This is a genomic window from Phytomonospora endophytica (assembly GCF_014202425.1).
GTDB classification, from domain to species: Bacteria; Actinomycetota; Actinomycetes; order Mycobacteriales; family Micromonosporaceae; genus Phytomonospora; species Phytomonospora endophytica.
The window spans coordinates 356,249-371,171 of sequence record NZ_JACHGT010000009.1 but is presented as its reverse complement, the minus strand read 5'-3'; the positions used below and the strand labels follow the sequence as shown (position 1 = coordinate 371,171).

15 protein-coding genes and 1 tRNA gene are annotated in these 14,923 nt (G+C 69.2%); 10 read left to right on the top strand and 6 right to left on the bottom strand.

Going from position 1 to position 14,923, the window contains the following annotated elements; translation table 11 throughout:
* Positions 1-491: 491 nt before the first annotated feature.
* From HNR73_RS22385 to HNR73_RS22370, 4 genes are all read right to left on the bottom strand, one after another.
* A complete protein-coding gene (locus HNR73_RS22385; RefSeq protein ID WP_239122065.1) occupies positions 492-995 on the bottom strand; it encodes a gluconokinase in 504 nt (167 codons plus the stop codon).
* A 4-nt stretch (positions 996-999) separates the two neighbouring features.
* Positions 1,000-2,805, bottom strand: a complete 1,806-nt coding sequence (gene metG / locus HNR73_RS22380) for a methionine--tRNA ligase (protein WP_184789524.1) — start codon at positions 2,803-2,805, stop codon at positions 1,000-1,002.
* A 242-nt stretch (positions 2,806-3,047) separates the two neighbouring features.
* Positions 3,048-3,344 (bottom strand): hypothetical protein, encoded by a 297-nt coding sequence (locus HNR73_RS22375; RefSeq protein ID WP_203686056.1) that lies wholly within the window; start codon positions 3,342-3,344, stop codon positions 3,048-3,050.
* A 373-nt stretch (positions 3,345-3,717) separates the two neighbouring features.
* Complete coding sequence (locus HNR73_RS22370; protein WP_184789522.1) at positions 3,718-4,500, bottom strand: hypothetical protein; 783 nt, start codon at positions 4,498-4,500, stop codon at positions 3,718-3,720.
* A gap of 314 nt (positions 4,501-4,814) precedes the next feature.
* On the opposite strand from HNR73_RS22370, the gene HNR73_RS22365 reads away from it, so the two are divergent.
* Positions 4,815-7,055 (top strand): transglycosylase domain-containing protein, encoded by a 2,241-nt coding sequence (locus HNR73_RS22365; protein ID WP_311677814.1) that lies wholly within the window; start codon positions 4,815-4,817, stop codon positions 7,053-7,055.
* Between the two features lie 98 nt (positions 7,056-7,153).
* Positions 7,154-7,780, top strand: coding sequence for a Crp/Fnr family transcriptional regulator (locus HNR73_RS22360; RefSeq protein ID WP_184789520.1), 627 nt, complete (start codon positions 7,154-7,156; stop codon positions 7,778-7,780).
* A gap of 45 nt (positions 7,781-7,825) precedes the next feature.
* Here the strand turns inward: HNR73_RS22360 and HNR73_RS22355 are convergent, their stop codons facing one another.
* A complete protein-coding gene (locus tag HNR73_RS22355) occupies positions 7,826-8,056 on the bottom strand; it encodes a hypothetical protein (RefSeq protein ID WP_184789519.1) in 231 nt (76 codons plus the stop codon).
* 158 nt (positions 8,057-8,214) lie between these two features.
* Positions 8,215-8,715, bottom strand: coding sequence for a Pycsar system effector family protein (locus tag HNR73_RS22350; protein ID WP_184789518.1), 501 nt, complete (start codon positions 8,713-8,715; stop codon positions 8,215-8,217).
* A gap of 204 nt (positions 8,716-8,919) precedes the next feature.
* On the opposite strand from HNR73_RS22350, the gene HNR73_RS22345 reads away from it, so the two are divergent.
* The 8 genes from HNR73_RS22345 to glmU all read left to right on the top strand — a co-directional run bounded on the left by HNR73_RS22345 (position 8,920) and on the right by glmU (position 14,845).
* On the top strand, positions 8,920-9,630 hold the full coding sequence (locus HNR73_RS22345; protein WP_184789517.1) for a lysophospholipid acyltransferase family protein: 711 nt from the start codon (positions 8,920-8,922) through the stop codon (positions 9,628-9,630).
* A 68-nt stretch (positions 9,631-9,698) separates the two neighbouring features.
* A complete protein-coding gene (locus HNR73_RS22340) occupies positions 9,699-9,977 on the top strand; it encodes a zinc ribbon domain-containing protein (protein ID WP_184789516.1) in 279 nt (92 codons plus the stop codon).
* 58 nt (positions 9,978-10,035) lie between these two features.
* Positions 10,036-10,539: a ribonuclease HI gene (gene rnhA / locus HNR73_RS22335; protein ID WP_203686054.1), complete on the top strand. Its 504-nt coding sequence runs from the start codon at positions 10,036-10,038 to the stop codon at positions 10,537-10,539.
* Between the two features lie 31 nt (positions 10,540-10,570).
* Entirely contained in the window at positions 10,571-10,978 is a 408-nt protein-coding gene (locus HNR73_RS22330) for a YciI family protein (protein WP_184789515.1), read from the top strand.
* Complete coding sequence (locus HNR73_RS22325) at positions 10,975-12,144, top strand: RNA polymerase sigma factor (protein WP_239122064.1); 1,170 nt, start codon at positions 10,975-10,977, stop codon at positions 12,142-12,144. Before HNR73_RS22330 ends, HNR73_RS22325 begins: the two co-directional genes overlap by 4 nt.
* Positions 12,145-12,235: 91 nt before the next feature.
* Positions 12,236-13,138: a hypothetical protein gene (locus tag HNR73_RS22320; RefSeq protein WP_184789513.1), complete on the top strand. Its 903-nt coding sequence runs from the start codon at positions 12,236-12,238 to the stop codon at positions 13,136-13,138.
* A gap of 43 nt (positions 13,139-13,181) precedes the next feature.
* A tRNA-Gln gene (locus HNR73_RS22315) sits at positions 13,182-13,252 on the top strand.
* A 147-nt stretch (positions 13,253-13,399) separates the two neighbouring features.
* Positions 13,400-14,845 carry a bifunctional UDP-N-acetylglucosamine diphosphorylase/glucosamine-1-phosphate N-acetyltransferase GlmU gene (gene glmU, locus HNR73_RS22310; protein ID WP_275414556.1) on the top strand — a complete coding sequence of 482 codons (1,446 nt, stop codon included), beginning with the start codon at positions 13,400-13,402 and terminating at the stop codon, positions 14,843-14,845.
* Positions 14,846-14,923 lie beyond the last annotated feature (78 nt).

Sequence of the window (14,923 nt, the reverse complement as noted above, 5' to 3'; positions counted from 1 at the left end):
GACAGCCCCAGAACCTTCATGTCGTCCAATCAACGGCCGAAGCGACGGAGACACAGGTAGACGCCCTGGGGTGTGTCGCGCTGCGCGCGACCCCAAGGCTGGTCCCCGAAGGTCACGGTCGTGTGGTGGGTAGTGCGTCCCGGCGAACGCGGGAACACACCGCGAGATCAACACCACCCCCACGCTTTGGCGCAGGAGTGGTCTCGGTCAGCGACACGGCACACAGCGAGCACAGGCACGGCGAGCACAGGCACAGCGAACGCAGGCACAGCAAACGCGGCTTCGGCGATCCCTCACGCCTCCCGCGTCAAGAACACATGTCCTCGCCGAAACCCCACACCCCCAACGCACCTACCACTCCCCAGCGACTGCGCCACCCACCGCGAACGCGAACGCAAGCACGGGCTGCAATCACCGCTACGCGGCGATGCCGCCGCCGCACCACCTCGCAGCAGACAGCACGACGCCCCCGCCCACCCGTACCCCCACCCCTACCCCTCGCCCAAAGCCCCCAGCACCATCCGTACCGTCTCCTCCGGCCCGTCGGCCGTCTCCACGGTCACGCCGTCCTCGTCTGCCGTGAGTGGCTGGAGGTCGGCGAGTTGGCTTGCGAGGAGCTCGGGGGGCATGAAGTGTCCGGTGCGTGCGCGCATGCGGGCGGCGATGTCGGCGGGGGACGGCGCCAGGTGCACGAATCGGATGCGTCCCGGTGCTGTGCGGAGCACGTCGCGGTACGACCGTTTCAGCGCCGAACACGCCACGACGGTCGGTGTCCCCTCGGCGTCGTACTCGCCGATCCAGGCGGCGACGGCTTGCAGCCAGGGGCTCCGGTCGGCGTCGGTGAGGGCCTGCCCGGCGTGCATCTTGGCGACGTTCGTCGCCGTGTGGAAGTCGTCGGCGTCGGCGAACACCCGGTCGAGGTGCCCGGCGAGGAGGCGGCCGACGGTCGTCTTCCCGCTGCCGCTGACGCCCATCACGACCAGGTGCTCGACCACGCCCTTACGCCCCCGCCTCCAGGCGGGCCAGTTCTTCGTCGACGACCGACGGGTCGAGCTTGGTGAAGATCGGCGTCGGCTTCGCCAGGGGTGTCCCGACTGTGATCGGCGCGGGGGCCCAGGCGGGGACGTCGGCGTAGTCGCCGGTGATCACCGGGTAGGTACGCGCACCGATCGGTCCGGTCCCGTCGAGATCCTCGACCTCTTCGACGCGCGGCATCGGCGCGAACACACCCGTCCCACCGAGCATCTCGTGGACCTTCTGCGACGAGTGCGGCAGGAACGGCGCCAGCAGCGTCTTGCAGTCGGCCACGGCCTGCAGCGTCACATGCAGGATCGTCGCCTGCCGTGCCTTGTTCTCCTCGCCCTTGAGCTTCCAGGGCTCCGACTCCGACACGTACTTGTTCGCCGCCGCCACGGCCCGCATGGCCTCACCGATCGCGGCCTTCTGCCGGTGCCGGGAGATCAGGTCCCCGACGGTCTCGAACGCCGCCTTGACGGTGTCGAGCAGTTCACGGTCGACGTCGGTGAGGTCACCGGCGGCCGGGATCTCCCCGAAGTTCTTCGCCGCCATCGCCACCGCGCGGTTGACGAGGTTGCCCCACGAGGCGACCAGCTCGTCGTTGTTGCGGCGCACGAACTCCGCCCACGTGAAGTCGGTGTCCTGCGTCTCGGGTCCGGCGACGGCGAAGAAGTACCGCAGCGCGTCGGCGTCGTAGCGTGCCAGGAAGTCCCGCACGTAGATCACGACGCGTCGCGAGGAGGAGAACTTGCGGCCCTCCATCGTCAGGAACTCGCTCGACACGACCTCCGTCGGCAGTTCCATCGCGCCGAGCGCACCGGGCTTGCCGCCCTTGGCGCCACCGCCGTTGTTACCCAGCAGCATCGCCGGCCAGATCTCGCTGTGGAAGACGATGTTGTCCTTGCCCATGAAGTAGTACGACAGGGCCTGCGGGTCCTGCCACCACTTGCGCCACGCGTCGGGGTCACCACTGCGCCGGGCCCACTCGATGCTCGCCGACAGGTACCCGATGACCGCGTCGAACCACACGTAGAGCCGCTTGTCCTTACGGTCACGCCACCCGTCGAGCGGCACGGGCACGCCCCAGTCGAGGTCGCGGGAGATCGCGCGCGGCTTGAGGTCGCCGAGGAGGTTGCGGGTGAAGCGCACGACGTTGGGACGCCACTCGTCGCGGGTGTCGAGCCAGCTCGCGAGGGTCTCGGCGAACGCCGGCAGATCGAGGAAGAAGTGCTCCTCCTCGACGAACTTCGGCGTCTCGCCGTTGATCCGCGACACCGGGTTGATCAGGTCGGTCGGGTCGAGCTGGTTGCCGCAGTTGTCGCACTGGTCGCCGCGAGCGCCGTCGTAGCCACAGATCGGGCAGGTGCCCTCGATGTAGCGGTCGGGCAGCGTCCGGCCCGTCGACGGGGAGATCGCACCCAGCGTCGTCTTGGGAATGATGTACCCGTTGTCGTGCAGGGCCGTGAAGATCTCCTGCACCACCTGGTAGTGGTTGCCGGTCGTGGTGCGCGTGAACAGGTCGTAGGTCAACCCGAGCGCGACGAGGTCCTCGACGATGATCCGGTTGTACTTGTCGACGGCCTCGATCGCGGTGAGGCCCTCGTTGTCGGACTGCACCAGGATCGGCGTCCCGTGCTCGTCGGTGCCCGAGACCATGAGGACGTCGTGACCGGCCATGCGCATGTACCGGCTGAAGATGTCGGCGGGGACCCCGAAGCCGGAGACGTGGCCGATGTGACGCGGCCCGTTGGCGTAAGGCCAGGCGACGGCCGTCAAGACGTGACTCATGGTGCCTTAGCCTACCGGCGACGCCCACGGTCCCCGCCGGGCTATACGGCACGCCGAGACCTGCCGAAATGCGCCACGCCCGCCACGGGTTGCGGTGGAATGGGCAACATGTCCGACAAAGCGGGGGAACGTCCGGTCGCATCCGACGGCACCGAAGCGGGCACGGCCGAGGAGCCGGCCGAGCCAGCCCAGGTGCTCGCCGGTCTGGAGATGGTGAACCTTCCCCATCAAGACGGCGCCCGTCACGTCGCCGACGACGCCAAACCGGCCGAGGCCGCGGCGGAGGAGGCCGAGGCGCGGGCCGTCGCGGAGGCGCCGACGGCGTCGCAGCCGGCGGTCGACGCGGTCTCGGCGATCTGGGACGACTCGCCCCGCGCACCCGAGGTGAAACCGGCCCGGCCCGCCGGGCCGCCGAAGACACCGCGCAGCCCGCTGGTGGGCCTGACCTGGCTGATCGTGCTGTCGCTGCTGGCGGTGTTCTTCGCGTGGGTGTCGGCCGAACCGTTCTGGATGTCGGTAGGGCACCGCCAGGAGGGCATGGTCACCGTGACGTCGTGCAAGGGCGACGGGGCCACCTACCGCTGCGGCGGTTCCTTCGTGTCCGACGACGGCCGCGTGCACATCCCCTACGCGTCCATCACCGGCGACGACGGCCGCGACAGTCTCGGTGAGGTCATCCCCGCCCAGGCCGTCGACGCCGGGGCCCGCACCATCTACACCGGCGACACCACGGGCCTGTTCCTGCGCTGGGCGGTCGGGCTGATCCTCGTCGTGTGCTGCGCCGCCGCGGTCACCTTCGCCTGCGGCGCCTGGCGCCTGACGGGCCGCCACCGCCGCCTCGCGGTGACCCTGAGCTTCTGCGGCCCGATGGTCCTGGCCGTCGGCATCATCGCCGCGGCGTACTTAACCCGCTCAACGGCCCGCGGCGAGGTTCACGACGACCGTCACCAGCGCCGCCAGCGCGTAGGCGGCGACCCCGCAGGCGACGATCCGGGTCCGCCGCCGCTCGTCGAGGCGCGTGCACGACAGCACGAACGCCAGCACCGGCAGCACGCCCACGGCGTGCATCGTCACCGCGTGCGCCGGTTTCAGCCACCCCGCCGTCTCATAGGCGGCCTGCTGCTCGCCGCCGTTGGCGAGGGTCACGCCGACGGCGATCATCACCGCCCCGGTGACCATCGCGCCCATGAGGATCACCAGGCCCGCACGGACCGCCAGGCGCATGCTCGGCGCCGTATCGGGCGCCGCCCGCAGCGACAGGATCGTCAGCGCCAGCACCGACGCCACGATCACCACGCCCCCGCCGGCGAGCATGCCCGTGATCGCCGAGGAGAACCCGTCCTCGTAGTTGAAGTGCGAGGGCACGTTCCGCCACGCCTGCACGGTGATGCCGGTGACCTCGGCGACCGACGCCGCCGTGAAGACACCGAGCAGCACCCGCCGTACGGCCGGGCGCATCGCCACGTACGACGACACCCACACCAGGCACGCCAGCGTCATCCCGAACGACAACCCGAACGTGACCGCCTTGCGCCACGACACCGGCCCCTCCCACGGACCGCCGTCGACGAGGTAGACCACGACGTGGAACAGGCCCGAGGCGAACAGCACGGCCGCCACGGCGTACCCGAAACGCTCCATCGGCCGGCCCCTCGTCCACAGGGCCGCGGCACGGTGCGAAAGCTGCGTCAACATGCCCGCAACGCTATGGACGCGCGCTCCCCGCGTCGTCCCGCACGCGAAGTGGATCCCGGTACTCCCACGGGAGTACGTCCCCGCGCCTCAACCGGAACACGCCCTCAGGCGTGTCCTGTAAGGACCGGACGCACCCGAATGAGGGGGGTCACGTTGTGACCGTGCGCACCCGAGTGCACTCGTTGCGTGTTCCAAGGCGTCTATCCCACGTAACGTCGAGGCTCGAATCACGCGTGGAGGTTGGTGTGGGGGTATACCGCGGGGCGAGCGCACGAGCGCCCATGACGAGAGGCCGTGCGGTTCTCACGCTTCTCATGACGGGCGTCATCGGCGGGCTGGTGATGGCCCTGGCCATGCTGCCGCTGGTCGGCGGCACGGGCCTGGCGACGAAGGCCGGCGCCGACTCCTTCACCACGACCCCCGCCGACCTGCGTCTCCCGCCGCCGCCGAAGGCGTCGACGCTGTACGCCTCGGACGGGACCACGGTCATCACGACCTTCTACGACCAGTACCGCGTCGACATCGCCAGCGAGGACATTCCGCAGGTCATGAAGGACGCCATCATCGCCGCCGAGGACCAGCGCTTCTACGAGCACCAGGGCGTCGACCCCAAGGGCGTGCTGCGGTCCCTGGTCGCCAACCTCGCCGAGGGCGGGGTCACACAGGGCGCCTCGACGCTGACGATGCAGTACGTCCGCAACGCCCTCCTGTACGGCGCCACGACGCCCGAGGAGGCGCGGGAGGCGACCGATCAGACGCCGGCCCGCAAGCTCCGTGAGGCGCGCCTGGCGCTGGGGGTCGAGAAGCAGCTCGACAAGCAGCAGATCCTCACCAACTACCTCAACATCACCTACTTCGGGCACGGCGCCTACGGCATCGGCGCGGCGGCGTGGGTGTACTTCGGGAAGACCGCGCAGGAGATCAACCTGGCCGAGGCGGCGACGCTGGCCGCGCTGGTCCAGTCGCCGACCGCCTACGACCCGATCGCCGGCGACTCCGCGGCGGCCAAGACCCGCCGCGACTACGTCATCGACCAGATGGTCGTCACCGGCGCGATCGATCAGGCCACCGCCGACAAGACCAAGACGAAGAAGATCAAGACCGATCCGCGGGCGATCCCGAACAGTTCGGGTGGCGCCACCGACCCCGACTGGGGTTTCTTCGCCGACTACTTCACCCAGTGGTGGCAGCAGCAGAGCGCGTTCGGCGGCACGCCCGACGAGCGCCTCAACCTGCTGCGCCGCGGCGGGTACAAGATCGTGTCGACCCTCGACGTCGGCGTCCAGAACGCCGCCGACGAGGCCACCGCCGCCCAGCTGGGCAAGGACTCGCCGTACGCGCTGGGGTCGGTGACGGTCGAGCCGGGCACCGGGTACGTGCGCAACATGTCGGTCAACCGCGAGTACTCCACCGACCTGTCCGACAACGGGCCCAACACCGGCGGGCCCGGCAAGGGCACCTACCCGGCGACGACGAACCCGCTGCTGTCCGGCGGCGGATCGGTGTCGGGCTACCAGGCCGGGTCGACGTTCAAGATGTTCACCATGCTCGCCGCCCTCGACGCCGGCATGACCCTCGACACGACGATCTACTCGCCGAACAAGTACAAGTCGAAGTACTACGGCGGCGCCGGGTCGAGCGCGTGCGGGGAGATGTACTGCCCCAGCAACGACAGCCCGTCGATGACCGGCAACCAGACGATGTGGTCGGGCTTCGGGAAGTCGGTCAACACCTACTTCATCCAGCTGGAGGAACGCGTCGGCGCCGACAAGGCCGTCGCGATGGCCGAGCGCCTCGGGATCACGTGGAAGACGACCGTCGACCAGACCCAGGCCGCCAGCGCCGCCGACTGGGGGTCGTTCACCCTCGGCGTCGCCGACGTGACGCCCCTCGAAATGGCCGCCGCCTACGCCACCCTCGCCGCCGACGGCATCTACGCCACGCCGACGCCCGTGGTGTCCATCAGCGACGGAGGCGGCACCGACGTCGGTTTCGAGCGGCCCCAGGCCAAGCGCGTGATCAGCGCCGACGTCGCCCGCGCCGCCACCGACGCCGCCCGCTGCACCACCGGGTACGGCTCCGCCGCCGGGTACTGCGGCGGCTGGTCGACCGCGCCGGGCGTCTCCGGCACCGTCGGCGGGCCCGTCGCCGGGAAGACCGGTACCACCGAGAACAACCAGGCCGGCTGGTTCGTGGGGTTCACCCCCCACCTCGCGGTGGCCTCGTTCATCAGCGACCCCGATAACCCCAACAACGCCGTCGACTACCGCTCCCACATGCCCACCGACGTCGGCGCCCGCGCGCTGGCCGCCTCCTGGCAGCAGAACCCGACGGGATCGTTCACGGCCCCGACGAAACTCGTCGGCGACAAGACCGGGACACCCTGGACGGGCAACCCCGGCACCGGCAACGGCGGCGACCCCGGCAACGGCGACCCGGGCAACGGCGACCCGTCGTCCGGGCCCGGCGACCCGGGCGAACCGACCGACCCGGGCGAACCGACCGACCCGGGGGACCCCTCGGGCGGGCTGGACGGGTTGTTGCGGAGGGATTGACTGTCGGGAATTCGATATCGTCGGAACGGAACCATGCAGTCACACTCAAGTACATGGGAGAGTCCGCTCCAGGCAGGCCGAGCCCCTACCGTTCCGAAGTGAACGTCTCCGAACTGGAACGGATCGGCACGCGCTTCGAACGCCCCGCCGGCCAGATCCTGATCGAAGACGGTGAGCACTCCGACCATGCCCTGTTCCTGCTCAGCGGCTACGTCGTCATCCGGATTGGCGCCCCCAAACGATCGGTCGCGATCAGGCCGCCGCTCTCCTTCGTCGGCGAGATGGCGGCGATCGACCAGGAAAGGCGCACCGCGCGGGTCGCGGCGTTGACGCAGGTCTCGGCGATCAGCATTCCCGGCCCCTTGCTCATCCGGTACCTACAAGAACGCCCCGACGTCATGCTCGGCCTCCTGCGCGAGACCAGCCGGCGTTTCCTGGAGACCAGCCGCAAATACGTCGGCTCGGACCTCAGCGGCGAGCTCAAAGTCGCCGCGACGCTGGTCGACCTCCTCGACCTCGGCATCGGAGCGAGCGACGCGGCCGGCATCAGGCTCGCCTTCAGTCAGCGCGACATCGGCGAACTCTCGGGCATCTCACGAGAGTCGGCCGCCAAGGCGATCGGTGAGTTCAAACGCCGGGGCCTGGTGGAAGTCGGACGCGGGTCGATCACGGTCCTCAGCGCCGAGGTCATGCGAAGGATCGCCGGATCCGAGACGGAGAGGTGATCGGAATACGTGATCATGGGAACCGGAGCCCTCATCTCATACGGTCTACCCCGCCAGATCACCGACCTGGACGTACTCGTTCGGGACGAAGCCTGGGAGATGGTCAGATCCCACCCCGAGGCAGAGTCCTGCCGAGGCGCGCTCACCGGTGACGAGGTCGTCAAGCTGCACGATGGCCAGCTTGAGTTCTTCGCCACCTGGATCGGCGGTTCCACAACCGCCGAAGTCATCGACCGCGGAGAGCTGATCCTCTTCGAGGACTGGGGATCGAGCCACAGACTCAGGTTCGCAGGCCCGGCGGACACCCTCGATTACAAGACACGGTTCAGCCGACCCAAAGACCTCGCCGACCTCGCGGCCATCTGGACGACGGTCGGGCCCGTGGCCTCGCCGTTAACCTGGCCGTCCGAAACCTCTTCCCGCCACCCCGCGCGTCAGTGCCCGGACAATATCGTGATCGCCACCGCGACGGCCCCGAGTCCTCCCGCACCGATCAAGAGATCGAGCGCACGTTGGACGATCCGGTACTTACGACGCGCGAGCCAGGCGAACCTGCGGACCTCCTCCGCTTGAAGACCGTGCCCACCGGTATCCCCCTGCGAGACCTGCACCGCTTCGGCGACGATCTCCTCGACCGACATCCGCGCGTACTTCATCAGCCCGAAACGACCTCCGAGATACGGCCTGATCGTCCAGGTGAGCAGCACGACGGCCGCGAACGCACAGGCCGCGGCGCCCCACCCCGCGATCCTCGCCGCCACGGGCACCTCGCCGTCGAGCGCGGCGATTCCGATGATCAGCACCGCGCTCGTACCCGCCAGGAGAGCCTGAGCCTTCAAGTCGGCCCTGGCCAACTCCGCCTGGGCGATCGCGACGGTCTTGCTGAAGTGCGCTGTCAGCTTGTCCTCATCGGTCGGGCGCGCCGCTCCGGCCAAAGTCACCTCGTCGGCAAGAACTAAACCCTTCCCCCGCGGCCGCACCGACCGCCACCACCCGCCGCGCCCACTACGCGCCATGACCATCCCCTTCCCACGGAACGAGGCGCCACACGCTACCCACCCACCCACAAGATCACAATCAACCGCAATACACCCCTCCGCACCCACCCACCCCCCACCCCCGCCCACTACCCTTGCGCCATGTCGGACCTCGTGTACCCGCCGGTCATCGCCGCGGCCAGAATCCTGTTCCGCGCCCTGGACATGCGCATCACGGTCGAGGGCGCCGACCACATCCCCCGCACCGGCGGCGCCGTCATCGCCTCCAACCACGTCTCCTACCTCGACTTCATCTTCGCCGGTTACGGCGCCCGCCCCGCCAAACGCCTCGTGCGCTTCATGGCCAAACAGTCGATCTTCCGCAACAAGATCGCCGGCCCCCTCATGCGCGGCATGCACCACATCCCCGTCGACCGCTCCAGCGGCCAAGCCGCCTACGAAGCCGCCGTCGCCGCCCTCAAAGCCGGCGAAGTCGTCGGCGTCTTCCCCGAAGCCACCATCAGCCGCTCCTTCACCGTCAAGGACATCAAAAGCGGCGCCGCCCGCATGGCCGCCGAAGCCGGCGTCCCCCTCGTCCCCATGGCCCTCTGGGGCAGCCAGCGCCTCTGGACCAAAGGACGCAAGAAAGAACTCACCAAACGCCACGTCCCCATCACCATCACCGCCGGCGAACCCATCCCCTCAGACGGCCCACCCGACGACGTCACCACCGAACTCCACGCCCGCATGACCGCCCTCCTCGACCACGCCCAACACCACTACCCCGACCGCCCCACCCCCGGCGACGACTGGTGGCAACCCGCCCACCTCGGCGGCACCGCCCCCACACCCGAAGAGGCCCTCGACACCTAACCCCTACAATCGCCGCCTCCGGCCAAACCAGACACACCCACCCGAGCCGGCTCAACAAGGAGCAGAGCATGATCCTCTGGGGCTGGCGGACCACCGTCCGTCACCTGGCCACCGTCGCCTACCTCTGCGGCCAAACCGGCCAGCAGGCCGGCTACGCGGTCCTCAAACGCGTCACCAAATTCACCCTCTTCTTCATCCCCCTCTTCCCCCTCTCGGTCAAACACACCCTCGAATGCTCCCTCTGCGGCGAAACCCGCAAGATCTCCCGCGAAGACGCCGACCAGATCATCGCCGGCCAAGCCCAAGCCGCCCAGACCCACCACCAGCAGCACCCGCAATACCGCTGACACCCCCCGGTGGGCGTGGCCGACACCCCACGCCCACCCCGCCCGATATCGTGCCCAGGTGGCAGACCAGATCGTGGACATCTACACCGACGGCGCATGCAGCCCCAACCCCGGACCCGGCGGCTGGGGCGCCATCCTCCGCTACGGCCCCCACGAAAAAGAACTCCACGGCGGCCAAGCCGACGACACCACCAACAACCGGATGGAACTCACCGCCCCCATCGAGGCCCTCAACCACCTCAACCGGCGCTCCACCGTCCGCATCCACACCGACTCCACCTACGTCCGCGACGGCATCACCAAATGGGTCACCCGCTGGAAACGCAACGGCTGGCAGACCAGCGACCGCAAACCCGTCAAAAACGCCGACCTCTGGCGCGCCCTCGACGCGGCCGTCACCGCCCACGACGTCACCTGGTACTGGGTCAAAGGCCACAACGGCCACATCGAGAACGAACGCGCCGACCGCCTCGCCGCACACGGACTCGACCAAGCCCGCACCCCCAGCCATGTCGAAAACCCCGAACCCGCTCCGTCCCCGACACGAACACACCCACAATAAGGCCGCCACACGCCGACCAAGGAGCACCACCATGGCCAAATACCTCCTCCTCAAGCACTACCGAGGCGCCCCCACCGCCCCCAACGAAGCCCCCATGGAGACCTGGACCCAAGACGAGTTCGACGCCCACATCGCCTACATGGACGACTGGGCCGACCGCCTCAAAAAAACCGGCGAATACGCCGGCGGACTCGCCCTCGCCCCCGAAGGCACCTTCGTCCGCTACGACGGCGAAGGCCGCCCACCCGTCACCGACGGACCCTTCGCCGAAACCAAAGACCTCATCGCCGGCTGGTCCATCATCGACGTCGACACCTACGACCGCGCCCTCGAACTCGCCGCCGAACTCTCCGCCGCCCCCGGCAAGAACGGCAAACCCATCCACGAATGGCTCGAAATCCGCCCCCTCCTCACCGAGCCCCCTACCATCACCGGGTGACCCAGGCCACCGACGAAACCCGCCTACGCGCCCTCACCCCACAGGTACTGGCCGTCCTCGTCAGCCGCGGCGCCGACTTCGCCGCAGCCGAGGACGCCACCCAAGACGCCCTCCTCCAAGCACTCCACACCTGGCCCCACGACCCGCCCCGCGACCACAAGGCCTGGCTCATCACCGTCGCCTGGCACAAATTCCTCGACGCCACCCGCGCCGACACCGCCCGACGACGACGCGAAGACCGCCACGACGAACAACCCACCCCCGGCCCCACCACCAGCACCGACGACACACTCCAGCTCTACTTCCTCTGCGCACACCCCACGCTCACCCCCGCCTCCGCCGTCGCCCTCACCCTCCGCGCCGTCGGCGGCCTCACCACACGCCAAATCGCACAGGCCTACCTCGTCCCCGAAGCCACCATGGCCCAACGCATCAGCCGCGCCAAACGCACCATCAGCGACACCCGACTCGACCAGCCAGGCGACGTCGCCACCGTCCTCCGCACCCTCTACCTCGTCTTCAACGAGGGTTACTCCGGCGACATCGACCTCGCCGCCGAAGCCATCCGCCTCACCCGCCAACTCGACACCGCCATCGACCACCCCGAAGTCGACGGCCTACTCGCCCTCATGCTCCTCCACCACGCCCGACGCCCCGCCCGCACGACACCCGACGGCAACCTCATCCCACTCGCCCGGCAAGACCGCGCTCGCTGGGACACCACACTCATCACCGAGGGAATCCACACCCTCCAGCGCGCACTCGCGCAGGACAGGCTCGGCGAGTTCCAGGCCCAGGCCGCCATCGCCGCCCTCCACGCCGACGCCCCCACCGCCGCCGACACCGACTGGCGGCAGATCGTCGAGTGGTACGACGAACTCGCCGGCCTCACCGACAACCCCGTCGTGCGCCTCAACCGCGCCGTCGCCGTCGGCGAGGCCGAAGGCCCGCGCGCGGGCCTCGCCGCGCTGGGGGAACTCGACGAGACGCTGCCGAGGTACACGGCCGTCGCGGCGTACCTGCACGAGCGCGACGGTGAGGTGGAGACGGCGGCGAAGCTGTACATGGAGGCGGCGGAGAAGGCGCCGAACCTGGCGGAACGGGGGCACCTGACGCGGGAGGCGGCGAGGTTGAACGGGGTGTTGCGGGGAGACGTGGACGCCTGAGCAGGGAGAACCCTGCTCGAACGCGTGTCCTGTCGAACCTTTGTTCGTTGTTCGGATTGAAAGATCTTTTTCAACTCGAAGGGAACGAATCATGTCTTGCGACGACACCGCATCGCAGGATCCCCGCGCCGCCGAAGTCCGTCGCCTGCGCGAGGAGGAGGGACTCTCGCTCGCGCAGATCCGGGCGCTGATCCCCGTGGGCAAGGACCGCATCAACGACTGGCTGAAGGGGACCGAGCCGCCGGAGTGGACGAAGCGCCCGAACGCCAAGGACGACCAGCGGGAGGCGGCGCGGGAGTTGCGGCGTCAGGGGAAGACGTACAACGAGATCGTGGCGGAACTGGGCTGCTCGAAGAGCTCGGTCTCGCTGTGGGTGCGAGACATTGAGGTGGTGCGCAAGGTTCACCCGAGCTGGAGCGCGGACGCCCGAGCCAAACGCGAGGCCGGTGCGGCACTTCGCAGGGCGAGGAAGGTCGCGGAGCGGGTGGCCGCACGGGCCGACCCGGTGCTGGAGCTGCTGCCCTGCGACGACCGCGATGCCTTGATATCGGGCGCGATCGCCTACTGGTGCGAGGGCAGGAAGTGGAAGGAGTGGATGGCCACGCCTCCCGCCGTCGCCTTCATCAACAGCGACCCGGCGCTCGTCCGGCTCTTTCTCCGTTTCCTGAAGGTCGCGCCGGTGAGCTTCGGCGCGTTCCGGTACCGGCTGCACATCCACGAGAACGCCTCGGAGGCGGAAGCCCACGCGCACTGGGCTCGTGAACTGAGCATCGACGTCGCCGACTTCGGTAAGACGACCTGGAAGAGGCACAACCCCAAGACCGTTCGCAAGAACACCGGTGCGGGCTACTTCGGTTGCCTCAGTGTGACCGTGCTGCGGTCGCAGGCTCTGTACCGCTACATCGATCGCGTGGTCTCGACATCGCTGCGCGCCATGGCACCGGGTGGCGGCTCGGGGGTAACACTCGTGCGAGGCGCTCCGGTCGCACGGTAACCTGTCCGGAGAGGTTCGAGCCGCGCAAGACTCGGACCTCTATTCCCGGGTCGTATAACGGCAATACCGGGGTTTTTGGTACCTCAGATGGGGGTTCGACTCCTCCCCCGGGAGCTTCAGCTGCGAAAACGCCTCTTCGGGGGCGTTTTTCAGTATCCACATCCTCAGGTTCGGATCCCGTCCCCGACCCCCGCCCCCACCCCCGTCATACGATGGCCGCAAGCCACGCCACACGCGGACCATGCCGACGAGGGAGCCCCAGTGACCCAGCCCCAGCGAACCGTGATCCTGCTAGCGGCGGGGGAGGGCAAGCGCATGAAGTCCGCCCTGCCCAAGGTGCTGCACGAGATCCTCGGGCGCTCGCTGGTCGGCCACGTCCTGGCCGCGGCGGCTCCGCTCGAACCCGCCGAGACGATGGTCGTCGTCGGGCACGGCGCCGACCAGGTCACCGCGCATCTCGCCGAGACCACACCCGGCGCCAGGACCGTCCTCCAGGAGCAGCAGCTCGGGACCGGCCACGCCACCCGCGTCGCCCTCGACGCGCTGCCCGAGGCGACCGGCACCGTCGTCGTCCTCTACGGCGACACGCCCCTGCTCCAGGCGTCGACACTGCGCGGCCTGTGCGAGGCGCACGAGGACGGCGGTCACGCCGCGACCGTCCTCACCGCCAGCGTCGACGACCCGACCGGGCTCGGCCGCATCATCCGCGACGCCGACGGCGCCTTCGCCCGCATCGTCGAGCAGAAGGACGCCACGCCCGCGCAGCTCGCCCTCACCGAGATCAACTCCGGCATGTACGCCTTCGACGCCGCCCGCCTCCGCGTCGCCCTGAAAGGCCTCACCACCGACAACTCCCAGGGCGAGGAGTACCTCACCCAGGCCCTCACCCTCATGCTCGACGCCGGCCACACCGTCGGCACCCACACCGCCCCCGACATCGCCGACACCCTCGGCTGCAACGACCGCGAACAGCTCGCCTGGCTGCGCGGCCTCATGCAGAAACGCGTCAACAGCGCCCTCATGCGCACCGGCGTCACCATGGACGACCCCGCCACCACCTGGGTCGACGTCACCGCCACGGTCGGCGTCGACGCCACGATCCGCCCGAACGTCCAGGTCAAGGGCGCCACGCGGATCGGTGAGGGCGCCGAGATCGGCCCCGACTCCACGCTCGTCGACACCGTCGTCGGCGCCGGGGCGAGCGTCGTGCGCGCCCACACGCTCGGCGCGACCGTCGGTGCCAAGGCGACCGTCGGACCCTTCGCGTACCTGCGTCCCGACGCCGAACTCGCCGACGGGGCCAAGGTCGGCACCTTCGTCGAGGTGAAGAACTCCACGGTCGGTGCGGGCAGCAAGGTGCCGCATCTGTCCTACGTGGGCGACGCGACGATCGGTGCGGGCGCGAACATCGGCGCGGGCACGATCGTGGCCAACTACGACGGTGTCGCCAAGCACCGCACACAGGTCGGCGACGCGGTCTTCGTCGGGAGCGACTCGGTCCTGATCGCTCCGGTGTCGATCGCCGACGGGTCCTATGTCGCGGCCGGCAGTGCCGTCGACCAGAATGTGCCTTCGGGGGCGCTGGGCGTCGCGCGCGGCCGGCAGCGCAACATCGAGGGCTGGGTGGAGCGGAAGCGGCCCGGCACGAAGACGGCGAAGGCGGCCGAGCGCGCGGCCGATGGGGCGGCCGAACAGCGGTCGGAATAGCCTGGTTGGGCCGGGTTGTGTCCTCGTGTCGCCCGGCCCACAGCGATCAATGCCACATCGTTCGGGGGAACCGCTGTT